The sequence below is a fragment of the Brevundimonas sp. GW821-FHT12E07 genome (assembly GCF_058807035.1).
The window spans coordinates 695,995-718,912 of the sequence record NZ_JBXAQH010000002.1; the positions used below are offsets into that span (position 1 = coordinate 695,995).

The following is a 22,918-nucleotide window of genomic DNA, read 5'->3' on the forward strand; positions in this document are numbered from 1 at the left end:
ATAAAAAAACCGCCCCGGCCTTCCGACCGGGGCGGCTTTAGTGGGCTCGGGATCAGTAGGTGAGCCGTAGGGTCAGACCATAGGTCCGCGGCGCCCCGAGGAAGGCGTCGTAGACGCTGATCGAATCGTTGTTCTCGTCGACCTGGAACGGGCCGTTGAAGCCGACCTGCAGATAGTCCTGATCGGTCAGGTTCTGGGCCCAGGCCTCGAGGGTCCAGCGGCCGCTCTCCGAACCGATGCCGATCCGGGCGTTGACCAGGGTGTAGGCGTCCTGAAGCTTGGCCGGGTGCAGGTCCGAACCGGTGTTGTATTCGCTCAGGTATTTGGCCGTGACATTGGTCTTGAACACCATTCCGGCGCCGATCGGCGTCTCATAGTTGCCGGCCAGCGAGATGGAGACCTTGGGCGCGAACGACAGCTGGGCGCCGGGCAGGCGACGCAGGCTGTTGAACCGGCTGGCGACCAGCAGGTCGGCGGCCGTGAACTCCGAGATGGTGGTCTCGGCATAGGTCATGCCGCCCTGGAAGGTCAGGCCGTCGAGCGGCGTGGCCCAGTTGAAGTCGGCGTCCACCCCCTTGGAGATCACTTCCGGCAGGGTCTCCACGATGAAGGCCGTGCCTACGAAGGTGTTCAGCTGGAAGTCCTCGAACGTCTGGTGGAAGGCCGCCGCGTTGAACAGCAGCGAACCGTCGAACAGACGCAGCTTGGTCCCGATCTCGAAGGAGTCGACATATTCGCCGCGGAACCGCGTGTCCGGGTCGGCGGTGAAGTCCGGTCCCGTGGCGGTGATCCGGATGGCCTGTTCGCGGTCGAGGTTGAACCCGCCCGCCTTGAAGCCCCGCGAATAGGAGCCGTAGACCATGGCGTTGTCGGTCAGGTCGTACTTCAGCTTCAGGGTGCCGGTGACCGCATCCTCGCTGCGGGTCTGGTGGTTGGCCCCCAGGGCGTCGAAGTCGTTGTTCTCGTTGTTCAGGCACAGGGTGCCGACGATGGTCTGGGCGGTCGCGGCGCCGACCAGTCCGGCCAGGGTGATATAGGCGGCCTCGGCCTGGTCGCAGGACGAGCCCGTGGTCGTATAGACCGAGGTCAGATCCTTCTCATCGAGCGTCCAGCGCACCCCGATGTTCAGGGACAGCTTGTCCGTCATATGGACGGTGTTGTCGGTGAACAGGGCCCAGCTTTCGGTCGTCTGGTCATAGCTGTCGCGGCTGCCGTTGCCGGTTTGGAAGATGGTGCCCGGAACCAAACCCAGCAGGGACGGAACCCCGCTCAGCAGCTTGCCGGCGACGTAGGCGTAATAGTCCGAGCCGTAGAGCAGCTGGGAGCCCGCCGTCATGTCCTCCTTGGCGTAGAAGGCGCCGACCAGCCAGTCGACCGGGCCGTTCGTGCCCGCCGCGCGGAACTCCTGCGAGAACTGTTTGATCTCGGTGAAGTTGGTGCCGTCGGTGGGGCGGTAGGCGATGTCGGCGCCGGTGAAGTCGGAATCCTGGCCGTTCTCGGTGCGCCAGCTGCGGCCCGCCGTGATCGACGTCAGGGTGATGTCCGGCGTCAGGTCATAGTTGAACTCGGCCGAGACGCCTTGGTCCTCAATCTTCTGGGTCGTGTCGCGGTTGGCGCTGGCGATCCGGTCGAACGGATGGGCCGTGGTGTCGACCGAGCCCGGGCGCACCTGATTGATCAGGACCGCGCGCGAGACGGCCGAGGAGCCGACGTAGAGCTGGGTCGCGGAGCAGCAGGTCTCGTCCCGGCTGGTGTAGTCGGCGATGATGCGGCCCGACAGCTTGTCGGACGGCTGCCACAGCAGCTGGCCGCGTACGGTGTAGAAGCCCTGATCCACGTCCTGATCATTGGTGCGCGGTCCGGGCGTAGTGACCACGTCCATGAAGCCGTCGCGCTGACGGTCGGCGAAATACAGGCTGCCGGCCAGGGTGTCGGCGATGATCGGGCCCGTGACATAGGCCGAGCCGCCCAGCTGACCGTAGTTGCCGCCGGTCAGTTCGGCTTCAGCGCCGAAGGTGAAGCTCGGGGCCTCGGTGATGATGTTGATGACGCCCGCCGAGGCGTTCTTGCCGAACAGGGTCCCCTGCGGCCCCTTCAGCACTTCGATGCGCTGCAGATTGCCCAGGTCGCCGAAGCCGACGCCGTTGCGGGGCCGGTAGACGCCGTCGATGGTCACCAGCACCGAGCTTTCCAGCCCCGGGTTGTCGCCCACGGTGCCGACGCCGCGCACGCGGGCGGTGGTGATGGCCTCGTTGGAGGTCGAGGTGACGATCAGGCCCGGCGTCAGGATCTGCAGATCCTTGATGTCGTGGACGCCCGCGCCCTCCAGCGCCTCCTGGCTCAAAGCCGTGACCACGATCGGCACGTCCTGCAGATTCTGTTCGCGCTTGGCGGCGGTGACGATGACGTCCTCGACCCGGTTGACCTCGGGTTCCGCCTGCTGGGCGTTCGCGGCCCCGGCCAGGCCGAACATTCCGACGGAAGCGATCAGGGCAAGCGCCGAGGCGCGGCCGTTCATCCGGTATTGCAGCTTCATGATTCCCTCCCTGCCCATCCGTTGTTGGACGGTGCGTTTTGTCAGGGCCGGGCTGCGACCCTGGAGGGAGGCTATATCGAAAGACCGGTATGGAGCAAGAGCATGCTCACAGTCGTGATTTCAGCGAACTTTACAGCGCAGCAAGGGCGATTGGCGCGCCACAGAAGCGCCTTGGTACGAGCGGTATGGAAAAAAGCTTCCCTAAGGGAACTTGCTGACCTCAGGCGGAGCGGGTTGCGTCCGTCAGGGCCTCGGTGATCGGCGCCGCGTCGCCATGCTCGACCGAATGGCCGGTCGAGCGCTCGATCAGGCGGTGCACCACGGGCCGCTCGGGGCCGGTGTGCAGTTCGGCGATCCGTTCGGAGATCACCGCATCGGCCTGGGTCAGACGCTGGTTATAGCGGACGTAATCGACCCAGGTCGGGGTGTGGTAGCGCTCGACCCAGACGGAAGGGTCGGCCAGGTCGCGCAGCAGAGTCCAGTGCCGCGCCCCGTCCCGCCTGCGGATGCGGCGACGCTCGTTCATGACGTCGAGAAACTCGGGAATGCGGTCTTCGTCGATGCGGTATTCGATGGAGATGACCACCGGTCCGCTGCGCGGCTCGATGTCGACGGCGATACGCGGCTCGGTCCAGCGGCTGAGCGGGTCGAGGTTCAGGTCGCCGGCCGTCGGCAGGGGCAGGCGCAGGCCGATCAGGACGCAGACCACCTGCACGACCGCGGAGGCGATCAGGGCGAGGCCGACGCCGTGCTCGTCGGCGACCACGCCCCAGATCCAGGCGCCGAGCGCCATGCCGCCGAAGGCCGCCATCTGATAGAGGGCCAGCGCCCGGGCCACGACCCAGCGCGGCACCGACATCTGCACCGTCACATTGAACGCCGACAGGGTCAGGACCCAGGCCGCGCCGGACAGGGCCAGGGCGGGCAAGGTCAACGCCATCCACGGGCTCAGCCCCACGATGACCGCCGAAACCCCGAAGGCCGCGCAGGTGATGCGGCTCAGGACCTCGTTGGAAAAGCGAGCCCGCAGCCGACCGGCGCCGAAGGCCCCGACCACGGCGCCGATGCCGAAGGCGCCGAGCAGCAGACCGTAGGTCAGGGGCCCGCCTCCGACCAGATGGCGCGCCACCAGCGGCAGCAGGGCCTGGATGGAGATGGCTCCGACCCCGAACACAGCCGCGCGGATCAGAACCGCATAGACGCGCGGCGACATGGCCGCATATCGGACCCCTGCCCCCATGGCGTGCCACAGGCCTTCGCGGGCCAGGGTCTGGGGCGAACGCTCAGGCCGCCAGCGGGCGATGACAACGATCAGGCCGACATAGGAGACGGCGTTGACGGCGAAGGCGGTCGCCGCCCCGGCCGCCGCCACGATCATCCCGCCGATGGCCGGGCCGACGCTGCGGGCGATGTTGAAGCCGACCGAGTTCAGGGTCACCGCCGCCGGCAGATCGCTGCGCGGCACCATGTCGCCGACCGAGGCCTGCCAGGCCGGACCGTTGAAGGCCGTGCCCACGCCGATCAGGAAGGTGAACAGCAGCAGCAGCCAGGGATTGATCCAGCCCAGCCAGGTCGCCCCCGCCAGAATGATCGAGACCACCAGCATGAAGGTCTGGGCCCAGAGCATGACCAGCCGCCGGTCCGACGTATCGGCCATGGCTCCGGCCAGCAGCGACAGCAGCATGATCGGAAGGGTGGTCGAGGCCTGGACCAGGGCCACCATCTGGGCCGAGCCCATGGAGGTCATCATCCACGAGGCGCCGACCGACTGGATCAGACCGCCGAAGTTTGAGGCCAGGCTGGTGATCCAGACCGCCCGGAACACCGGATGGGCCAGGGGCGCCAGCGAGCCGGTGCGCGGCCGGTCAGGCGACGGGGTCGGCGTCGGTTCGGGTGCAGCGGCGTCGGTCAAGGCCTCCCCGATCAACACCCGCAGGACGGCGGATGCAAGGCCGAACCCGTCGGGCTCAGCCGTTCACCTCAGCCGTTCAGGGCGATCTCCAGATCACTGGCGGAAAAGGGCTTCACCAGGGTGGCGTCGGCGCCCAGCCCCGAAGCCATCTTGAGCAGTGACCCGGCGCCCAGCCGACCGCCGCCGCTGATCGCCACGATACGGATGTCCGGCAGGGTTCTGCGAATTTCCATGATGAAATTCAGGCCGTCCCGCTCGGGCATCAGTATGTCTACTACGGCAGCTTCCGCCCCTTGCGTTTCGGCTCGGGTCAGTCCTGTATCGACATCGAGGGCCGTGACGACGTCATGTCCCGCGGTTGTGAGCATCCCCTCAAGGTGGCTCAGCATGAGCGGATCGTCCTCGATGACGCAGATTTTCAATTCGATACTCCAGCCCGGGGGTGCCGCTTTGGGCGAGGATACGGCGCATTGACCCCCGACCGTCAACCCCGGTTGCACCGCAATAATCTGCTCGCCCTGATTGCGGCCGTTCTCATCCCCGCCCTTCTGGTGCTGGTCGCCGTTGAACTCGTTCGCGAATTCGACAGCAGCCGGGCCCTGCGCGCCGAGGTCAACAAGTCCTATGAAACCCGTCTGCAGATTCAGCGCGTCTTCTCGTCGCTGCAGGATGCGGAGACGGCGGTGCGCGGCTATGTTCTGACCGGCGACGAAACCTATCTGGACCCCTATGCCAACGCCGCCGCTTCGCTGAAGGATCAGGAAGCCCGACTCGGCGAACTGCTGACCGCCCAGACGGATCAGGCCGAGGACTTTGTCCGGCTGCAGGCCCTGGCCGACCGGAAGATGACCATCCTGGCGCGCGCCATCGGCCGTCGTCGTTCAGGCGTCACGGCGGCCGCCATGGTCACCACCGGCGCCAACGAAGGCAAGGTGGTGATGGACAATGTCCGCGTCGTCATCGGCCGGATGGTCGACCGCGAGGCGGCCGCCCTGGACAGCCGCTCGCGCCGCGCGGACGAACGCAGCATCCGCACCGAATGGCTGGTCGCGGGCCTGTTCCTGCTGTTGCTGGCGGTGATCTCGGTAACCGCCTGGATGACCCGACGCTATATGCTGGCCCGGCGGCTGATTCTGGCCGACCTCCAGGCCACCACCGCGCGCCAGAAGGTGATCTTCGACAGCGCCATCGACACCATCATCACCCTGAACCCCTCGGGCAGTATCGAGACGGTCAATGCGGCCGGCGAGCGTATGTTCGGCTATTCCGCCGCCGAACTGGCCCGGCGCGACGTCTCCCTCCTGATCGACATCGCCCCCGACGGCGAGGGCGAGTTCCTCAAGCGGCTCGGCGCCTCCCAGGGCGCCCTGACGCGTGGCCTGATCCGCCAGATGGAGGGATTGCGCCGTTCGGGCGAGACCTTCCCCGTCGACGTGGCCCTGGGCGCGATGCAGTTGCCGACCGGCACCCATGTGGTCGCCGTGGTGCGCGATATCTCCGAACGCCGGCGGATCGAGCAGTTGAAGGACGAGTTCGTCTCGACCGTCAGCCACGAGTTGCGCACCCCCCTCACCTCGATCGCCGGCTCGCTGGGCCTGCTGTCCGGCGGCGCGGCCGGTCCCCTGCCCGAGAAGGCGGCGCGGCTGATCCAGATCGCCCAGTCCAACAGCCAGCGGCTGGTCCGGCTGATCAACGACATTCTCGACATCGAGAAGATCGAATCCGGCAAGCTGCGGCTGGAACTGGCCCCCCTGGATCTGCGCGAGATCGCCGAACGGTCCATCGAGGGGGTTCAGGGTTATGCGCGTGAGCTCGGGGTCGTGGTGGCCCTGGGCGACGCCGAGGCCGCCCCGGTGCGCGGCGACGCCGACAGGCTGATCCAGGTGGTGACCAACCTGTTGTCCAACGCGTCGAAATTCTCGCCCGCCGGCGGGGTGGTGACCGTCACCGTGGACCGCGAGACCCGGCTGGCCCGCCTCAGCGTCGTCGATCAGGGCCCGGGCATTCCCGAGAGCTTCCGCGCCCGCATCTTCTCCAAATTCGCCCAGGCCGACGGCTCCGACACCCGCGCCAAGGGCGGCACCGGGCTGGGTCTGGCCATCGCACGCGAGATCGCCGAGCGCCACGGCGGCCGCCTCTGGTTCGAATCCGCCGAGGGCGAGGGCGCGACCTTCCACCTCGACCTGCCGCTGGCCGATGTCCCTGTGACCAGCGCCGAGGACGATGGCCCGCGCCTGCTGATCGTCGAGGACGATCCCGACGCCGCCGACATCCTGCGCGAAATGCTGGAGCGCGACGGCTTCGCCGCCGACATCGCCGGTTCGACCCGGGACGCCCTCATCGCCATTCGCACGGCGCACTACGACGCCTGCCTCGTCGATCTGCAGCTGCCGGACGCCGACGGCATCAGCCTGATCCGCGAGATCCGGGCCACCCCGGGGGCCCACGACATGCCGGTGGTGGTGGTCTCGGGCGACGCCGCCCACGGCAAGGCGCGCGGCCGCTCGCTGGAGGTGCTGGACTGGCTGGAGAAGCCCGTCGATCAGTCCCGCCTGCGCGCCGCCGTCACCGCCATCAACCGGCGCAAGGGTGACGCCCGCCCCGTGGTCCTGCACGTCGACGACGACCGCGACATCCTCGAGGTGACCGCCGCGGCCCTGTCGGACGCCGCCGAGATCCTGACCGCTGAAAGCCTGGCCGCCGCCCGCGCCGTGCTGGCCAGGACCAAGCCGGATCTGGTTATCCTGGACCTCGGCCTGCCCGACGGCTCGGGGCTGGAGCTGCTCAGTGAACTGGGTGACGGGGCGGGCCATATGGTCCCGGTGATCGTCTATTCCGCCCAGGAGATGGACGCCGCCCTCGCCAACCGCGTCGAGGCCGTCCTGACCAAGTCCCGCACCTCCCTGGCCGGACTGGCGCGGACCGTGCGCCGCCTGACCAACGCCAGAAAAACGCTCGAAACCACCGAGGCCGACTGATGAAGATCCTGCACATCGACGACGAGCCGGACATTCGAGAGGTCACCGCCCTGGCCCTGGGCATCGATCCGGAGATCGAGCTGACCTCCTGCCCCTCGGGTCAGGCGGCGCTGGATGCGCTTGAAGACGGCCTGCGGCCCGACGCCATCCTGCTGGATGTGATGATGCCCGGTCTCGACGGGCCGGGGACGCTGGAACAGGTCCGCGCCATGGAGGACCACGCGGGAACGCCGGTCATCTTCATGACCGCCCGGGCCCAGGCCCAGGAACAGGCGCGCTTCATCGGTCTGGGCGCCGTGGGGGTGATCATCAAGCCGTTCGATCCCATGACCCTGGCCGGTCAGGTGCGCGACATCCTCGCGGGATCGCGGGGGTGACCGACCCCCTTGCCCCGCTGCGCGCGAAATTCCGCGTCCGGGCGGCCGAGGATCTGGCGCGGTTGCGGACCCTGCGGGAGGCGAACGACGCCGCGGAACTGCGCCGTCTGGCTCACAGCGTCGCCGGAGCCGCGGGAACCTTCGGCTTCGCCGCCCTCAGCGAAGCCGCCATCGTGATCGACGACGACTATGTGGCGGGCCGCACGCCCAAGCCCGCCGCCTTCGAACGGCTTGAACGCGAGCTGGAGGCGGCGGCCTCCGGAGCCTAGTCGTCGGCCAGCACCGCATCGTCTCCGGGCCCGGCGGCGGGATCGGGTTGTGCGGCGAGTGGTTGGGGGTGTCCGTCCAGCGCCCGTTTCAGGGCGTCGCGGTCGAGCTGGTTCTCCCAGCGGGCCACGACCAGGGTGGCCACGGCGTTGCCGATGAAGTTGGTCAGGGCCCGGCACTCGCTCATGAACCGGTCCACGCCCAGGATCAGGGCCATGCCCGCGATCGGCACCGAGGGGACCACGGCCAGGGTCGCGGCCAGGGTGATGAAGCCGGCCCCGGTGATGCCCGCCGCGCCCTTGGACGACAGCATGGCGACCAGCAGCAGCAGGATCTGCTGCTCGAGGCTGAGATGGATGCCCAGGGCCTGGGCGATGAACAGGGCCGCCATCGTCATATAGATGTTGGTGCCGTCCAGATTGAACGAATAGCCCGTCGGCACGACCAGACCGACCACCGACTTGGCGGCCCCGGCCCGTTCCATCTTCTCCAGCAGGCTGGGAAGCGCGGCCTCGGATGAGGAGGTGCCCAGCACCAGCAGCAGCTCTTCCTTCAGATAGCGGATCAGCTTGAGGATGTTGAATCCATTGGCGATCCCGACGAGGCCGAGGATGCCGACCACGAACAGGATGGCGGTCAGGTAGAAGGTGGCCACCAGGGCGGCGAGGTTGGCGATCGAGCCGATCCCGTAGGCCCCGATGGTGAAGGCGAAGGCCCCGAAGGCCCCCACCGGCGCCGCCTTCATCAGGATGGCCACCAGTTTGAAGAAGGCCGCCGAGATCGATTCCAGGAAGCCCAGCACCGGCTTGCCCACGTCGCCGATCAGGGCCAGGGCGATGCCGAACAGGATCGAGACGAACAGGACCTGCAGGATGTTGCCGGTCGAGAAGGCGCTGACCACGGTGTCGGGGATGATGCCCATCAGGAAGCCCTGAATGGTGGTCTCATGCGCGGCCGACGAATACTGGGCCACGGCGCCGGCGTTGAGGGTCGAGGGGTCGATGTTCAACCCCCGCCCCGGCTGAACGACATTGGCCACGATCAGGCCGAGGATCAAAGCCAGGGTCGAGAAGACGAGGAAGTAGGCGAAGGCCTTGGCCGCCACCCGCCCGACCTTGCCCAGATCGCGCATGCCCGCGATCCCGGTCACGATGGTCAGGAAGATCATCGGGGCGATGACCATCTTCACCAGCTTGATGAAGGCGTCGCCCAGCGGCTTCAGCGACTTGCCGAACTCCGGCCAGAAATGACCGATCACCGCCCCCAGCACGATCGCCGTCAGCACCTGGAAATACAGGTGGGCGTAGAAGGGCTTCTTCACGGGAAGGGTCGGCGCGGCGGTATCGGTGATCTGCAAGCGTCGCGTCCTTGTGAATCGTCAGGGACTTGTACGCGATCCCGAGGCGGATCGTCAGCCCGGCGCGCCGTCGCGGAAGCGCCATTTCATGACCAGCACGCCCAGCGCCATGAGGAAGGCGCAGCCGTTGGCGACAACGATGGGCCAGGCCATCGTCAGCACGCCATAGGCGACCCACAGCACGAAACAGGTCACGGTCAGGAAATAGGTCTTCAGGCTGACCGAGGAGGCGTCGCGCTCCTTCCAGATCTTGATCATCTGCGGCGCGAAACTGGTGATCGAACAGATCGCCGCCGCCGAGCCGACGACATTGGCGATCAGGTCGCTCACTTCGAGGCCGGTTTGCGAGCGGCAGGCCTGGCGCGCTCCTTCGCGGGCGTGGCCTTTTTGGGCTGTTCAGCCTCGATGTCCTCGGCCCGCTTGCCGCGCCTGCCGGGAATGGGGCCTGCCGGCTTGCCGGCCTGGACCGCCAGAGCGCGCTTCTCCACCTCCTCAAGGATGGCGTCGAGTTCCTTGTCGGTCAGGTGTTCGATGCCGATGAAGCGGCTGTCGGCCTGTTTCACCGCATAGATCAGCTCGTCCAGCTTGGCGTGCATGGCGCAGGCGTCGCGGTTCTGGGTGTTCTGGATCAGGAAGACCATCAGGAAGGTGATGATGGTCGTGCCGGTGTTGATCACCAGCTGCCAGGTCTCGTTGAACTTGAAGATCGGCCCCGACGCCCCCCAGACGAGAACGATGCCGAGGCAGGCGATGAAGGTCCAGGGCTTGCCCGCGACCTTGGACGTGAGGGTGGCGAACCGGACGAACAGCTTTTCCATGGCGGGTTGAACGGCCCCGCTTGGTCAGGGTTCCTGAGGGACCTGTCCCGGCGCCCGGCGCGCGTGGGTCTTCTGTTCGAAGGCGTAGCCCAGCGACAGGATCTTCGCATCGTCCCATTTGCCGCCAATGAAGCTGAGCCCCACCGGCATGCCCCGGTCGAAGCCCATGGGCACGGTCAGGTGCGGATAGCCGGCGACGGCGGCGATGGTCGAGGTGGACCCCTGCGCATTGTCGTCGTCATCGCGGACGTTGGTCCAGGCGCGCGAGGTGGTGGGGGCGATCAGGGCGACGACCGAGTTGTCGGCCATCATCTTGTCGATGCCTTCGGGGCCGGCGAGGCGGAAGGAGGTCGCGCGGGCGTCGATATATTCCTGGGTGGTCAGGTCGCCCTTGGCCTCGGCTTGAAGGAACAGCTCCTGCTTGAACAGGGCGTTCTCCTCGACGCTGTTGCTGTTGAAGGCGATGAGGTCGGCGAGGGTGCGGCTCGGCACCTGCTGCGGGTCGGTCGAGGCCAGATAGGCGTTCAGGTCGGCCTTGAGCTCGTACATCAGCACCTTGAAGCTCTCGGCCCCGATGGTGCGCAGGTCGGGCGCGGTGTCGATGTCCACCAGGATCGCACCGGCGTCGCGCAGCACCTGCAGGTTCCGCTCGAACACCTCCAGCGTCGGGGCGGAATAGCTCTTCGCATAGCGCAGGACGCCGATGCGCACGCCGTTCAGCGAATTCGCATCCAGTGCGGCGCGGTAGTCGGTCTTGTGGGCGTCGGCCTCGGCGGTCGCGGCGTCCTCGGGGTCGGCGCCGGCGATGACGGTCAGGACGGCGGCGGCGTCCTCCACCGTCGTGGCGATGGGGCCGGCGGTGTCCTGCGAATGGCTGATGGGCACGATGTGGGTGCGGCTGACCAGACCCACGGTCGGTTTGAACCCGACCACGCCGTTGGCAGAGGCCGGACAGGTGATCGAGCCGTTGGTCTCCGTCCCGATGGCGACCGGGACCAGACCCACGGCGACGGCGACGGCGCTGCCCGAGGACGAGCCGCAGGCGGTGCGGGTGCGGTCATAGGGGTTGGGCGTCAGGCCGCCGACCGCGCTCCAGCCGCTGATGGAGTTGGACGAGCGGATATTGGCCCACTCCGACAGATTGGCCTTGCCCATGATGAAATAGCCGCCGGCGCGCAGCCGGGCGACCAGGGGCGCGTCCCGGCCGGGCGCGTTGTTCGCCAGCGCCAGCGACCCCGCCGTGGTCGGCATGTCGCGGGTCTCGATATTGTCCTTGAGCAGGATCGGCAGGCCGTTCGGATGGCTGGCGGCGAAGTTGATGACGTCGGCCGCCGAGGCCCAGCGGATGACGGCGTGGGAGGTCGTGGTTTCCTTTTCGCAGGCGGCGCGCAGCGTCGCCGCTGTCGCCCCCGCATCCCCGGCGGTCAGATAGGCGCAATCGACGGCCGGATGGGCCGCGACGAAGCGGGAGATGCTGAAGTCGTCGGGGACGGCGGGGATGGTCGGAGGCGCGACCTGCTGGGCCATGGCGGCGGGCGCCGCGAGAAGCGCGAGAAGGCCGAGGCCGGCGGGAAGGTTCATCGGCATAGCCCCCGTGTGTCGTACGAAACCAGAGCGTGACAGTGACCGGGGTTCGGCCGGAAAGACAAGACCCTCACCCCGGCGCCGGGATGAGGGTCTGTGATCTCCTACTCCGTATGCGACCGCGATCCGATCGTGCGGTCGAAGAAGTCGAGGTAGGTGCGCCATTGCTGGAGCTGGCGCGGGTTGCCGCGCACGCCGTGACGCTGGCCCGGATAAACCATCAGTTCGAACGGAATGCTCTTCGCCTGAAGCGCGTCCATCAGTCGGGTGGTGTTCTCGAACACCACATTGTCGTCGGCCATGCCGTGCATCAGAAGCAGGCGTCCGGTCAGGTTGTCGAGGCGATTGAGGACGTCGGTGCCGGCATAGCCCTCGGCATTGGCCTGAGGCGTCGACATGAAGCGTTCGGTGTAGTGGGTGTCGTAAAGCGCCCAGTTGGTCGGCGGACCGCCCGCGGCGGCGGCGGCCAGACCCATCTTCGGCTCGGTGAGCATGTTCAGGCTCATGAAGCCGCCATAGCTCCAGCCCATGACCGCCATGCGCGAGGCATCGACGTAAGGCAGGGTTCTCAGATAGTTGGCGGCCAACACCTGATCTTCCGTCTCAACCGTGCCCATGTGCAGATACTGGGCCGAACGGAAGGCGGCGGAACGGTCGCCCTCGCCCCTGTTGTCGAGGCGGAAGACGATATAGCCGGCCTCGGTCAACAGTTGATTGGTCGTGGCCTGCCAGTCGCGCTTGACGCCGGCCCCGGTCGAGGGACCACCGTACACCTGCATGACGACCGGGTATTTCTTCGCCGGATCGAAGCCCGGCGGCGTCGTGATACGCCATACCAGGGTCTGGCCGTGGCTCTCCAGCGTGCCGAACTCCGGCGTGCGCAGGCGCGAGCGGTAGGGCCAGAACGGGTGGTGTTCGTCGAGCTTGTTCTCCTCGATCCAGCGCACGAAGGTCCCGTCGGCCTTGTAGAGGCCCGAGCGCGGCGGCGTGCCCGGATCGGAATAGTTGCCGACATAGGCGGTCGCGGTCTTGTTCATCGACACGCCCCACCAGCCGCCCGAGGTCGTGACCTGAACCGGGGTCGTGGTGCGGCGGAAGGAGGCGCGGAACATCTGCTGCTCGATCGGCAGTTCGGTCGCGTCGTGCATGGACGCGGTGAAGAAGACCTCGCCGGTCGTCTCATTGACCCCGTTCAGCCCCTTGACCGGATAGAGGCCGCGCGTGATCGCCCGGACCTTCTTGCCGTCCTTGTCATAGAGATAGAGGTGTCGCCAGCCGGTGCTTTCGTCCGACCAGATGAACCCGCCGTCCTTGAGCGCATGGAAGTCATCGGTCAGATCGACCCAGGTGATGCTGGTCTGGGTGACGATGACGCGGGCGGCGCCGGTGGCCGGATCGACGGCCAGCAGGTCCAGCGTCTTCTGGTCCCGCGACTGGCGCTGGACATAGAGGGTCTTGCCGTCGGCCGACCAGTCGACGCGGCCCAGATAGATGTCGGTGTTGGTCCCGAGATCGACCTTGATGCGCTTTCCGCTGGTCACGTCGTGGACATAGAGCTCGACCACCGCATTGGGGCGGCCGGCGCGCGGATAGCGCTGCTGCACCACGGTCGAGCCCGAGGCGTTGATATCGAGGCGCGGGACCACATCGACGCCGCTCTCGTCGGTGCGCTGCAGGGCGATGTAGTGTTCGTCCGGGCTCCACCAGTAGCCGGTGTCGCGGTCCATCTCCTCCTGGGCGATGAACTCGGCGGTGGCCCAGGTCATCAGGCCGTCGCCGTCCGTGGTGACCGGGGTCTCGGTGTTGGTCGCCAGATCCTGGATGACCAGGTCCTGATCGCGGACATAGGAGACATAGGTCCCCTTGGGGCTGACCTTGGCGTCGATCTCGTCGGCCGGGGTGTTGGTCAGGCGCTTGACCGAGTCGTCCGCGCGGTTGGCCAGGAAGATGTCGCCTTCCAGCGGGGCGAGGATGTAGCGACCCTGGCTGTCCCAGGAATATTCGACGACGCCGCGTTCGGAGATCCGCATCCGCTCGCGCCGCGCCTTCTCGGCCTCGGACAGTTCGCCGGCGTCGGGGACGAGCGCGCGGGCGTCGATCAGCTTGAACGGCTCGCCGGCGCCGGTCGGGGCGGCCCACAGGTCCTGAACCGAGACATCGTCCGGGCGCGACCGCAGGAAGGCGACCAGGGCGCCGTCGGGCGACAGGCTGACGCCCTTGGCCACGGGGCCGCTGAGGCCGGGATCGGAGAAGACGCGCTCGGGCGTCAGGATGGCCGGATCGGCTGCGGGAGGCGTCGCCGTCTGGGCGAAGGCGGAACCGGCGACGGCCATCAGCAGCGTCGAAGTCAGGAGAAGGGTGCGCATGGCGGCGGACGCTAGTGATGGAATCTATCCGCGTCACCGAGATTTTTTCGGCCCCGGAAACGCGCCGCGACGCCTGCGATCCTTTCGCACCGGCGAACGAGGGCCTAAACAGCAGGAACAATGACCGACGCCCTGCTTTCGACGACCGCCGCCACTCCGCCCAAGCCCAGCCCCTTCCACGGGGTGAAGGTGCTGTGGGTCAAGCACTGGACCGACCAGCTGTTCTCCTTCGCCATCGAACGGCCGGAGGACTTCCGCTTCCGCTCGGGCGAGTTCGTGATGATCGGCCTGCCGGGCGAAGACGGCGGGAAACCCGTCATGCGCGCCTATTCCATCGCCAGCCCGGCGTGGGCCGAGGAGATCGAGTTCTTCTCCATCAAGGTCGAGGACGGCCCCCTGACCTCGCGGCTGCAGAAGATCGTCGAGGGCGACACCGTCCTGATGGGCAAGAAGCCGACCGGGACCCTGGTGCTGGACGCCCTGACCGGCGGCGAGCGGCTGTGGCTGATCGGGACCGGCACGGGCCTGGCGCCCTGGCTGTCGGTCGCGCGCGATCCGGAGACATATTCCCGCTTCGGCCAGGTGGTGGTCTGCCACACGGTGCGGAATGTCGCCGACCTGGCCTATCGCGACTTCTTCAGCCACGGCATCCACGAGGACCCGCTGATCGGCGATGAGGCCAAGGCCCAGCTGACCTATTATCCCACGGTGACGCGCGAACGGTTCGAGACGCCCGGCCGGATCACCGACCGCATCAAGTCGGGCGACATCTTCGCCGATCTGGGTCTGCCGATCGGCTTCTCGCCCAACACCGACCGGATCATGCTGTGCGGCTCCATGCACATGATCAAGGAAACGGCCGAGCTGCTGGAGACCTATGGTCTGAAGGAAGGCTCCAACGCCGAGCCCGGCGACTATGTGCTGGAACGCGCCTTCGTCGGCTGATGCATGGATTGGGCGATATGCCCACCTTGGCGGGAGGCGCGGGAACGGCTAACCCCACGGCCATGCACCACCCTGCCCTTGTCGCCGTCGAAGCCCGGGTCGATCCCGCCGAATGCAAGTCCATGGTTGAGGTCCGTCAGGGCGTCGACGCCCTGGACCGCGCCCTGGTCGCCCTTTTGGCCGAGCGCCAGCGCTATATGGACGCCGCCGCCCGCATCAAGCCCGACCGCGACGCCGTCCACGACGACGCCCGCATCGAGGACGTGGTCGCCAAGGTCCTGGCCTCGGCCGAGCAGCAGCATCTGTCGCCGACCATCGCCGAGCCGGTCTGGCGTCTGCTGATCGACCGCTGCATCGCCTATGAGTTCTCGGTCTACGACCGCACGCGGTCCTAGGCCCGCAAGCTCCTGAGCATCAGCTCGTGCCGCCAGGCCGCGACGTCGGCCAGGGCGACGTCGAGCGCGCTCTTCACCCGGTCCAGCGCCGGGGCGGCCAGAGATTGCTCGGCCGCCTCAGCCGCCGCGCAGACTTCCGCCAGCTGACCGGCGCCGATGCCCGCGGCCGCGCCCCGGATGGTGTGGACGGCGTCGCGCCAGCCGTCGGTCTTCGGCTCCAGCATGGCCGACCACATGGCCGCCTGTTCGGCGAACAGGCCGAGGACCTCTTCGGAGATCGCATCGTCGCCGCCCGTCATCCGGTCCAGCACCGAGAAGTCGACCGCGCCGGAGAGGTCCCGTCGCGACATCAGGCCGCCTCGCCCGGGTTCTTCGCCAGCCGCGCGTTCCGCGACGACCAGACGAAGTAGATCAGCAAGCCGATCGCGTTCCAGATCAGGAAGCCGCCCTGTGTGATCGGCTTCAGGCTGAGGAAGAAGACCACGCAGCCGACCACGGTGATGGCGGCGACCACCGGCCACAGCGGAGCCTTGAACAGGCGCTTGCGGCCCGGATCGCGCAGCCGCAGCACCACCAGACAGACGCCGACGGCGCAGAAGGCGGCGAGGGTTCCAGCATTGGCCAGCGACGCCAGCTCGTCCAGCGGCAGTAGACCCGCGAGCACGGCCACGACGATGGCGGTGAAGACCGTCACCACGGCGGGCACGCCGCGCGTCGAGATCTTCGCCAGACGGGCCGGCAGCAGGCCGTCGCGGGCCATGCCGAGGAAGATGCGGCTCTGGCCAAACAGGAAGGCCAGCAGCACGGTCGGCAGGGCCACCACAGCCGAGGCGCCGATCCACTTGGCCGCCCCGCCCTGCCCCAGCTCGCGCAGGATCAGGGCCAGAGGCTCCGAGCTCGCGGCGAAGGCCGAGACCGGGCGGGCGCCGATCGCGACGGCGGCGACGATCATATAGAGGGCGGTGCAGATCAGCATGGAGCCGACGATGCCGATGGCCAGATCGCGCTCGGGCTTCTTCGTTTCCTCCGCCGCTGTCGAGATGGCGTCGAAGCCGTAGAAGGCGAAGAAGATGATGGCCGCGGCCGCCATCACCCCGGTCTTCACGAAGGGCGCGCCGAAGCCGTTCGGCATGAAGGGGTGGAAGTGCTCGGGGTTGAAAGCCGGGAGGGCGATGGCCACGAAGACGATCAGGGCGACGATCTTGATCACCACCAGCACGACGTTGAGGTTGGCGCTTTCACGCGTGCCCAGCAGCAGCAGGCCCGTGACTACGGCGATGATGAAGACCGCCGGCAGGTTGACGATCCCGCCCGCGTGCGGCCCCACCGTCAGGGCGTGCGGCAAGGCCAGACTGATCCCGCCGATGTCGAGGCCGTTCAGGAAGCCGACCGCATAGCCCGACCAGCCCACGGCCACGGCCGAGACCACCAGCGAATATTCGAGGATCAGGCTCCAGCCCACGACCCAGGCGATCAGTTCACCCAGGACGGCATAGGAATAGGTGTAGGCGCTGCCCGCGGCGGGCATCATGGTCGACAGCTCGGCATAGGCCAGGGCCGCGCAGGCGCAGACCAGACCGGCCAGACCGAAGGACACCAGCACCGCCGGCCCAGCCAGACCGGCGCCGACGCCGATCAGGGTCAGGATGCCGGTGCCGACGATGGCTCCGACGCCCAGAGCCAGCAGATGCGGCCAGCTCAGCGTCGCCTTCAGCCGCGGCCCGTGAGCGGCCTCGTCATGCGGCGTATGCATCGCATCGATCGACTTGCGCCGGTTCCAGAACGCCATCCAGCCCACTCCCCTGTTGTTTACAGCCCCGCCCCTCGGCGTGATTCCCGCGACCTTAGCGCGCGGTTCCGCGGTTTAGAAACCGAAGTCGCAATTACGGGCTTGCATCCTGCGAACACAGCCAGTATGTCCGCCCCTCCCCGCCGACGACCTTGTCGCCGAACGGGAGCCGAGACGATCGGTACGGGTGATTAGCTCAGTTGGTAGAGCAGCTGACTCTTAATCAGCGGGTCGTAGGTTCGAACCCTACATCACCCACCATCGTTCCCCATAAAAAACAACGACTTAAACCACTCCACTCGAGGCGTGGCCGTTTGATTCTTTCCCCTGGGGCACAACCGGGGCACAAAACCAGCAGGCGCATTTTCCGGCCCGATCCCGAGGCCTTCGACGCGCAGGCGAAACGTCGCGAAGCGCGCTGAAATGAGACTAGGGCTTTTGAGCACTGCTTTTCACCGCAGTGCAGCCAGCAGGGTGAAATGATCCTGTGGCGGTCCTGTTGTTTGGCGTGCGGGCGCTGGTCGGGGGAGCCTTCAGGCGTGTGGCGGCTTGTCCTGCAGTCGGGACAGCGGCCTATGGTTGGAGACATGGCGCCATCCCGTGCCGGACGTTGCCTCCCGGGCGACGCGGCGGCCGGTTCTCTTCGCGCATGCCGACGGATCAGGACCCAAGCCCCCTCGCCTGTTCCGCTCTCGGCATTAGGAAGTCCCTCAAGCTCTCGACGACGTCCTCCAGTTCCGCGGGCGCACCCGCCAGATCGGCGGAAAACGCAGCCCAGAGAGCCCTCTTGCCGGGGTCCTTCGAAAACTGGTCTGTCAAAGCCGTGGGCGGGTTGACCGGAATTTCCGTTTGTCGGCGATCGAAGGTCGCGCGGATCGCGGTCGCCAGCCGTTCATCCTCGAACGCGAAATGGGTCCGAAGCGCCCAGACGTCGTAAAAATCCTTGATACGGGTGTTCGCCTTGCCCAGTGAGACCATGGCCTGAAACTTTTCGGCGATGACCGTTTCGCGCGCGTATCCGCGCAAACGGGGAGACGGGAAACCCAGAAGGACGGGATAGTCGAAGGACTCCGGGGCCGGGGTCGTGGCATCGCCGAATCCGATATCGACGGTGACTGTCACCCGGGCATTTTCTATGGTCGCCACCGTCTTTAGTCGAACGCCGCCGTATTCCACATCGTCGCGAATGGTCTCGGCCGTGATCTTGTCCGGACGGAATATGACGCCGTCGTCCTCGACAGCCACAGCGAGAACCTCGGCGAAAAGGGCTTTCATCGCTTCCGGCGCCGGATCCCCATAGCCTAGGAAATCGATGTCGCGCGTCGGACGAAGCGGGTCGTCGAACCATGACGTCAGGAGCATGGCCCCCTTGAGAACGAAGCGGTCTGCGTGTTGCGAAGCGGCCATTCGGAACAGGAGACGCTCAAGTACGAACCGCGTCAGGACCTGGTCAAACGAAAGCCCCGTCGCCTTCGCATGGGACAACAGGCGCGACCGGACGGAAGCCGCCACGTTACGGCGACGATCACCCATTTGCGGTCAGGGCCTCAAGGTAGGGGTGAGCGATCGTGGTGACCCGCCCGTTTGCAAAGGCCTCGGACAGCGCCCCAGGTGTCGCCTTTCGCTGCGCCAGCGCTTGCTGGAGCCCCTCCAGCGCGATCGTGAGCCCTACGGTGTTGCGATGCCGGAAGCAGTCCGCGATTGTCTTCGCCACACCGAAAATCTTGACCGACACCCCCTCGATCATGTGGCGTTCGACCCCGTCCGTCAGCAGCCGTTCGTTAAAGCGCACGATCTTCACGCCCGATCCCGCACGAAGGGCGTGGTCACTCTGGCCGATGGCCACCCAGACTCGGGCGGGCATCTGGTCGGTTAGACCATGAAAGGCGAGCGCGGAGGTCAGGCAGATTACGCCTGTCGGAGCCTTCAGCGACGCCTCGGCCAGGTCATGATTGGCCGTCAGATCGGCATTGCTGGCCTGATAGAGACCTCGCCCGAGCTTGAGGACGGCCCCTTGGGCCTCCAGGCGGCTCAGGGTGGCCGGGTAGACGCCGGCCGCACGCAGCTCGGACAGACGTTTGATCGCGCCGTCGCGGAGCAGACTTCTTGCAAGCGCGCTGTTCATGTCCGGCCTAGGCATAACAGTTCGAAACCTCTGACATTAGATCGTAATATCCGAGTTTTTGTATCATACCCTTAAGGTTGCCGATACGTGCCCCCGGACCTCTGTCACGTCTGCATCCGGCTTCCGAAACTTGTACCCCGAAACGCTCTGCGCCCCGACCTGACTGAGCGGCCGGGCTGACAGCCACATCTACGCAGGGCTGTCTGGCTTCAGCTCAAACTCCGTCGAAACTTCCGACTGGCTCGTCGCGCGGTCCCGTCCGCGTCACCAATTGAGCCCGCCCGTCCTACATCGCCGCCAAAAGCGTCAAACCGACGCCGGCCGTTCGAAGCGCCGAAGCTGAGAAAGACCCAACTTTTCCGAGCGACGCCGGGACTAGGCGTCGAGCGTTTTCTCGCCAACGGCGTGCTCGGCACTGCTCGCCTCCCCCCGCCGGTAAGCGGTCCGCCAGGCGTCAGCCAGAATGAGGGCGACTTCCTCTTCCCCGACCCCGCGCAGACGGACCAAGGTCACGCCCCGTTCCCCACGAGGCGTGGGTTCGGCGTGAACGCCGCGGCCACGAGACAGGGCCCTTTTCTGGTCGTCCGGTGACAGCCGCGCGATCGCCCACTGTCCTGCGGGCCAGCCCAGGGTGACGAAAGTCCGCCCCGCGACCCGAAACTCGACGGTTTCCAGAATGGGACGAGCCTCGACACCCGGCAGGCGCATGGCCAGTTCCTTAAATCTCTCCGGCGTCATGCTTGTCCTCCCCAAAGCCCTCCCCTTAGGCGGTGAGTCGGCGAACGGCGAAAGGCGGATGGAGCCGGACGGTCGGACGCGGGGGCCCGGAGGCCCCGGATGGGGCGCTAGGTCTTCGGAATCGTTCTGGCGTCATCCTCGTCCTCCCGACGCCGCCTTGTCAGGCAATGATTCGGCGAACGGCGAAACATGGATGATGTGAGGCCTTGCGATCGATTTGGCCGGCCTCAGGCCGCCCGCCTGTGCGCTGCGCTACCGCCGCTTGGGACTCCCCCCCGGGAACCGACGTTCCGAGAAGCGTCTGATCTTCACTCGCGCGCGACCTTCCCACCCCTTCTGGGCAAACCCGCGGGGAGAATGGCTCCGCCCAAGGGGGCCGGGCCGACGCCCGTACGAGAAATCCGGCAGATCCAGATCGCCGCCTTCGACCGCCGTGATTGGAACGTCTCTAAAAGACACAGAGAAGCCAACGCGATCTGCGCCATCACCTGCGATGCCGGCCATAAAGGCGTCCACGTCACGCCGGAGTGCGTGAGCCATGAGGAACCGGTGCAGTCCGCTATTCCCGCCTTCATGCCGAAGAGGCCGCCGTCGCTGAAAGCCGGCCAAATTCTCGTTCCATCAGCCGTCCAGGAGTCCTTTACGAGCCGGCGGGCCCTTAGCATCACGCATCGGATTTGCGTTGCACGCCCGATGCCCCTCTGTCATGCCGGTCGGGCGGCTCTTATCGCAGCAGGAGGCGACGCCCCGTGGTAGATTTGCGTCGGAAGGCGTTGCTTCGGGCATGAAACGTCCGACCCTGAGGCGATGGTTGATGGTGCTGGCGCTTGGGCTGACCGTGCCCACGGCCCTCGTCGCGGCGGTCCTGATCGGCTGGAATGTGCTGGAAGCGCGACGGAGCGCTGAAGCCGCGCTTCTGGCCGACGCCCGCGCTATGGCCGCAGCGATCGATCAGGATTTATCCCGGGAAGTCGCGCTTGCGCAGGCCATCGCGTCTTCCGACGCCTTGGGTCGGCGGGACTGGGCTGGCGTGGAGGCGCGCATCCAGCGTCTGGATCTCGGGTCCACGGCCTGGTTCGCCGTAAGCGATGTGGCGAGCGAACGGCTTCTTCAGCGGTCTGGGCCCGGATCTCCCGACGCGCACGGACGCGCACCGGACGGACCGCGGCGCGCGACCATCCTTAGCGTCCTAGCGCGCGGAAAGCCGGGCGTCTCGGACCTGTTCGTGAGCCCCTCGGCCGGTCGCGCCGTGGTCGCCGTTGACGTGCCCGCTACGGGCGCTCCCCGTCAGATCGTCTCCCTCCTGATCGATCCAGACAGGCTGCGCGACATCATGGTCGCCCAACCACTCCCGCGGCGGGGTTTCGCCACGCTTGTCGGCAGTGATCACCGGGTCATCACACGCACCCGGGAGGCGCGGCGGTTTCAGGGGGCCCACGCGACAGCGTCCATGATTGAGGCGATGGCTAAGCAAAAGGCGGGCCTAGCCTCCAGCCGATCCCTCGAAGGCGTCCCGACGGTAGTCGCTTATGCGCCGTCTTCGCTCTCGGGTTGGACGGTGATGATTGTGACGCCGCGCACCGAGGTTGAGGGCCCGATTTGGCGAATGGCCGCTATCGTGCTCACCGTATTTCTGCTCATCCTTCTCGTCAGCCTCACTCTTTCGCGTTACGCCGCGCGCCGGATTGCGGACGAGATCGGCGGTCTGGAACAGGACGCCCTGACCGTCTCGACTGGAGGAGCGGTCGCGCGCCGTTCGGCGAGCATCGCCAACATCGACCGGGTCCAGTCCGCCCTGAGCCAGGCCTCGCTCGAACTTGGCGTGCGCGCAGAGCGCCAAGCCCTCCTGATCAACGAGCTTAATCACAGGGTCAAGAACACGCTTGCAACTGTTCAGGCCTTGGCCGTTCAGACTTTCCGAGGCGGAGACCGCGTTCGCGCCCGCGTTTTCGAACAGCGCCTGGTCGCGCTGGGCGCGGCTCACGATCTGCTGACCCGCACCGTTTGGAGCGCCGTAGACATCCGGGAAGTTGTCGGCCAATGCGGTGAACAGCTCGACGGCCGCATCCTCTCAAACGGTCCGGAGATCTCTTTGCCCCCCGAGGCCGCGCTCGCCCTTTGCATGATCCTGCATGAGCTCCAGACCAACAGCCTCAAATACGGCGCGCTCTCGCGGCCCGCGGGACGGGTTCGGGTGACGTGGGATGCGGTCGACGGCGCGGTCGTCTTCCGCTGGGACGAAACGGGCGGCCCTTCTGTCGCAGCGCCGGCGCGGACCGGCTTCGGCACACGGCTGATCGACCGACTGGTCAAGACGGAGCTCGACGGAGAATTGCACCGCGCGTTCGAGCCGCAGGGCCTTGTGATCACAGGCGTGTTCCGCCCGGCGAAGACAGGGCGGTGGGCGACGCCCGATTTTGCCCCCGTCCCGCCGTTGGCCTGACGCGGGTGCACGCCGCCGCCGGCCTTATCCAGGCTGGCGCGCCGCCAGAGATAGGAGGTCCGCATAGGCGGAGAGCCCCGACCGCCGGATTGAATGGGGCGCCTCCGATCGCCGCCCAACGGGCGGAGCTGGCGGGCGTGGTCCCGCGGGCCCCTGTCTTTCCGTCGACGCCCGGCCCGTATTGCAAGGCACGCGTATCCTGAACCCGTTCAGGCGGGGTCGAGCGTGAGCCCCTCTCCCTCGGTCGGCCGCGACGTCCTGACGGCAGCAGCGTTGTGGGCCGGGGGG

Annotated in this window: 19 protein-coding genes and 1 tRNA gene; 7 read left to right on the forward strand and 13 right to left on the reverse strand. The window is 67.0% G+C overall.

Annotated features, from left to right (window positions below; all coding sequences use genetic code 11):
• Window positions 1–52 precede the first annotated feature (52 nt).
• From AC1ROD_RS11595 to AC1ROD_RS11605, 3 genes are all read right to left on the reverse strand, one after another.
• Window positions 53–2,536 carry a TonB-dependent receptor gene (locus tag AC1ROD_RS11595; RefSeq protein ID WP_492948392.1) on the reverse strand — a complete coding sequence of 828 codons (2,484 nt, stop codon included), beginning with the start codon at window positions 2,534–2,536 and terminating at the stop codon, window positions 53–55.
• A 220-nt stretch (window positions 2,537–2,756) separates the two neighbouring features.
• Window positions 2,757–4,448 carry an MFS transporter gene (locus AC1ROD_RS11600; RefSeq protein WP_492948393.1) on the reverse strand — a complete coding sequence of 564 codons (1,692 nt, stop codon included), beginning with the start codon at window positions 4,446–4,448 and terminating at the stop codon, window positions 2,757–2,759.
• A gap of 68 nt (window positions 4,449–4,516) precedes the next feature.
• Complete coding sequence (locus tag AC1ROD_RS11605) at window positions 4,517–4,948, reverse strand: response regulator (protein WP_492948394.1); 432 nt, start codon at window positions 4,946–4,948, stop codon at window positions 4,517–4,519.
• Between AC1ROD_RS11605 and AC1ROD_RS11610 the strand changes: the two genes are divergently transcribed.
• Genes AC1ROD_RS11610 through AC1ROD_RS11620 form a run of 3 tightly spaced genes read left to right on the forward strand, consistent with a single transcriptional unit; the run spans window position 4,919 to window position 8,072 of the window.
• Window positions 4,919–7,426 (forward strand): response regulator, encoded by a 2,508-nt coding sequence (locus AC1ROD_RS11610; protein ID WP_492948395.1) that lies wholly within the window; start codon window positions 4,919–4,921, stop codon window positions 7,424–7,426. The two genes, AC1ROD_RS11605 and AC1ROD_RS11610, sit on opposite strands and share 30 nt — an antisense overlap.
• Complete coding sequence (locus tag AC1ROD_RS11615) at window positions 7,426–7,803, forward strand: response regulator (RefSeq protein ID WP_492948396.1); 378 nt, start codon at window positions 7,426–7,428, stop codon at window positions 7,801–7,803. The genes AC1ROD_RS11610 and AC1ROD_RS11615 overlap by 1 nt, the downstream gene beginning before the upstream one ends.
• Window positions 7,800–8,072 carry an Hpt domain-containing protein gene (locus AC1ROD_RS11620; protein WP_492948397.1) on the forward strand — a complete coding sequence of 91 codons (273 nt, stop codon included), beginning with the start codon at window positions 7,800–7,802 and terminating at the stop codon, window positions 8,070–8,072. The genes AC1ROD_RS11615 and AC1ROD_RS11620 overlap by 4 nt, the downstream gene beginning before the upstream one ends.
• Here AC1ROD_RS11620 and AC1ROD_RS11625 read toward each other — a convergent pair.
• The 5 genes from AC1ROD_RS11625 to AC1ROD_RS11645 all read right to left on the reverse strand — a co-directional run bounded on the left by AC1ROD_RS11625 (window position 8,069) and on the right by AC1ROD_RS11645 (window position 14,195).
• Window positions 8,069–9,427, reverse strand: a complete 1,359-nt coding sequence (locus AC1ROD_RS11625) for a dicarboxylate/amino acid:cation symporter (RefSeq protein WP_492948398.1) — start codon at window positions 9,425–9,427, stop codon at window positions 8,069–8,071. The two genes, AC1ROD_RS11620 and AC1ROD_RS11625, sit on opposite strands and share 4 nt — an antisense overlap.
• Before the next feature lie 54 nt (window positions 9,428–9,481).
• A complete protein-coding gene (locus tag AC1ROD_RS11630; protein ID WP_492948399.1) occupies window positions 9,482–9,757 on the reverse strand; it encodes a SemiSWEET family sugar transporter in 276 nt (91 codons plus the stop codon).
• Complete coding sequence (locus tag AC1ROD_RS11635; RefSeq protein ID WP_492948400.1) at window positions 9,754–10,245, reverse strand: low affinity iron permease family protein; 492 nt, start codon at window positions 10,243–10,245, stop codon at window positions 9,754–9,756. The genes AC1ROD_RS11630 and AC1ROD_RS11635 overlap by 4 nt, the downstream gene beginning before the upstream one ends.
• A gap of 24 nt (window positions 10,246–10,269) precedes the next feature.
• Window positions 10,270–11,826: an amidase gene (locus AC1ROD_RS11640; RefSeq protein WP_492948401.1), complete on the reverse strand. Its 1,557-nt coding sequence runs from the start codon at window positions 11,824–11,826 to the stop codon at window positions 10,270–10,272.
• Between the two features lie 107 nt (window positions 11,827–11,933).
• On the reverse strand, window positions 11,934–14,195 hold the full coding sequence (locus AC1ROD_RS11645) for a S9 family peptidase (RefSeq protein WP_492948402.1): 2,262 nt from the start codon (window positions 14,193–14,195) through the stop codon (window positions 11,934–11,936).
• Window positions 14,196–14,315: 120 nt separating this feature from the next.
• On the opposite strand from AC1ROD_RS11645, the gene AC1ROD_RS11650 reads away from it, so the two are divergent.
• Entirely contained in the window at window positions 14,316–15,140 is an 825-nt protein-coding gene (locus AC1ROD_RS11650; protein ID WP_492948403.1) for a ferredoxin--NADP reductase, read from the forward strand.
• 62 nt (window positions 15,141–15,202) lie between these two features.
• The gene (locus AC1ROD_RS11655; protein ID WP_492948404.1) at window positions 15,203–15,535 is read left to right on the forward strand and encodes a chorismate mutase; all 333 of its coding nucleotides are present in this window, start codon (window positions 15,203–15,205) and stop codon (window positions 15,533–15,535) included.
• Here the strand turns inward: AC1ROD_RS11655 and AC1ROD_RS11660 are convergent.
• A complete protein-coding gene (locus tag AC1ROD_RS11660) occupies window positions 15,532–15,885 on the reverse strand; it encodes an Hpt domain-containing protein (RefSeq protein WP_492948405.1) in 354 nt (117 codons plus the stop codon). The two genes, AC1ROD_RS11655 and AC1ROD_RS11660, sit on opposite strands and share 4 nt — an antisense overlap.
• The gene (locus AC1ROD_RS11665; RefSeq protein WP_492948406.1) at window positions 15,885–17,324 is read right to left on the reverse strand and encodes an amino acid permease; all 1,440 of its coding nucleotides are present in this window, start codon (window positions 17,322–17,324) and stop codon (window positions 15,885–15,887) included. The genes AC1ROD_RS11660 and AC1ROD_RS11665 overlap by 1 nt, the downstream gene beginning before the upstream one ends.
• 185 nt (window positions 17,325–17,509) lie before the next feature.
• Here AC1ROD_RS11665 and AC1ROD_RS11670 point away from each other — a divergent pair.
• Window positions 17,510–17,585: transfer RNA gene (locus AC1ROD_RS11670), tRNA-Lys, on the forward strand.
• A gap of 399 nt (window positions 17,586–17,984) precedes the next feature.
• On the opposite strand, the gene AC1ROD_RS11675 is transcribed toward AC1ROD_RS11670, so the two are convergent.
• From AC1ROD_RS11675 to AC1ROD_RS11685, 3 genes are all read right to left on the reverse strand, one after another.
• Window positions 17,985–18,857, reverse strand: a complete 873-nt coding sequence (locus AC1ROD_RS11675) for a nucleotidyl transferase AbiEii/AbiGii toxin family protein (RefSeq protein ID WP_492948407.1) — start codon at window positions 18,855–18,857, stop codon at window positions 17,985–17,987.
• Window positions 18,850–19,449, reverse strand: coding sequence for a type IV toxin-antitoxin system AbiEi family antitoxin domain-containing protein (locus AC1ROD_RS11680; protein WP_492948408.1), 600 nt, complete (start codon window positions 19,447–19,449; stop codon window positions 18,850–18,852). The genes AC1ROD_RS11675 and AC1ROD_RS11680 overlap by 8 nt, the downstream gene beginning before the upstream one ends.
• A 375-nt stretch (window positions 19,450–19,824) precedes the next feature.
• Window positions 19,825–20,187: a hypothetical protein gene (locus AC1ROD_RS11685; protein WP_492948409.1), complete on the reverse strand. Its 363-nt coding sequence runs from the start codon at window positions 20,185–20,187 to the stop codon at window positions 19,825–19,827.
• A gap of 784 nt (window positions 20,188–20,971) precedes the next feature.
• Here AC1ROD_RS11685 and AC1ROD_RS11690 point away from each other — a divergent pair.
• The gene (locus tag AC1ROD_RS11690; protein ID WP_492948410.1) at window positions 20,972–22,630 is read left to right on the forward strand and encodes a sensor histidine kinase; all 1,659 of its coding nucleotides are present in this window, start codon (window positions 20,972–20,974) and stop codon (window positions 22,628–22,630) included.
• Window positions 22,631–22,918: the final 288 nt, after the last annotated feature.

What these genes read in the sequence shown, in the direction of transcription:
- AC1ROD_RS11595 (WP_492948392.1), bottom strand. Translation starts at nt 2,536, where the DNA reads ATGAAGCTGCAATACCGGATGAACGGCCGCGCCTCGGCGCTTGCCCTG.
- AC1ROD_RS11615 (WP_492948396.1), top strand. Translation starts at nt 7,426, where the DNA reads ATGAAGATCCTGCACATCGACGACGAGCCGGACATTCGAGAGGTCACC.
- AC1ROD_RS11635 (WP_492948400.1), bottom strand. Translation starts at nt 10,245, where the DNA reads ATGGAAAAGCTGTTCGTCCGGTTCGCCACCCTCACGTCCAAGGTCGCG.
- AC1ROD_RS11640 (WP_492948401.1), bottom strand. Translation starts at nt 11,826, where the DNA reads ATGAACCTTCCCGCCGGCCTCGGCCTTCTCGCGCTTCTCGCGGCGCCC.
- AC1ROD_RS11645 (WP_492948402.1), bottom strand. Translation starts at nt 14,195, where the DNA reads ATGCGCACCCTTCTCCTGACTTCGACGCTGCTGATGGCCGTCGCCGGT.
- AC1ROD_RS11650 (WP_492948403.1), top strand. Translation starts at nt 14,316, where the DNA reads ATGACCGACGCCCTGCTTTCGACGACCGCCGCCACTCCGCCCAAGCCC.
- AC1ROD_RS11655 (WP_492948404.1), top strand. Translation starts at nt 15,203, where the DNA reads ATGCACCACCCTGCCCTTGTCGCCGTCGAAGCCCGGGTCGATCCCGCC.
- AC1ROD_RS11660 (WP_492948405.1), bottom strand. Translation starts at nt 15,885, where the DNA reads ATGTCGCGACGGGACCTCTCCGGCGCGGTCGACTTCTCGGTGCTGGAC.
- AC1ROD_RS11665 (WP_492948406.1), bottom strand. Translation starts at nt 17,324, where the DNA reads ATGGCGTTCTGGAACCGGCGCAAGTCGATCGATGCGATGCATACGCCG.
- AC1ROD_RS11675 (WP_492948407.1), bottom strand. Translation starts at nt 18,857, where the DNA reads ATGGGTGATCGTCGCCGTAACGTGGCGGCTTCCGTCCGGTCGCGCCTG.
- AC1ROD_RS11680 (WP_492948408.1), bottom strand. Translation starts at nt 19,449, where the DNA reads ATGAACAGCGCGCTTGCAAGAAGTCTGCTCCGCGACGGCGCGATCAAA.
- AC1ROD_RS11685 (WP_492948409.1), bottom strand. Translation starts at nt 20,187, where the DNA reads ATGACGCCGGAGAGATTTAAGGAACTGGCCATGCGCCTGCCGGGTGTC.
- AC1ROD_RS11690 (WP_492948410.1), top strand. Translation starts at nt 20,972, where the DNA reads ATGAAACGTCCGACCCTGAGGCGATGGTTGATGGTGCTGGCGCTTGGG.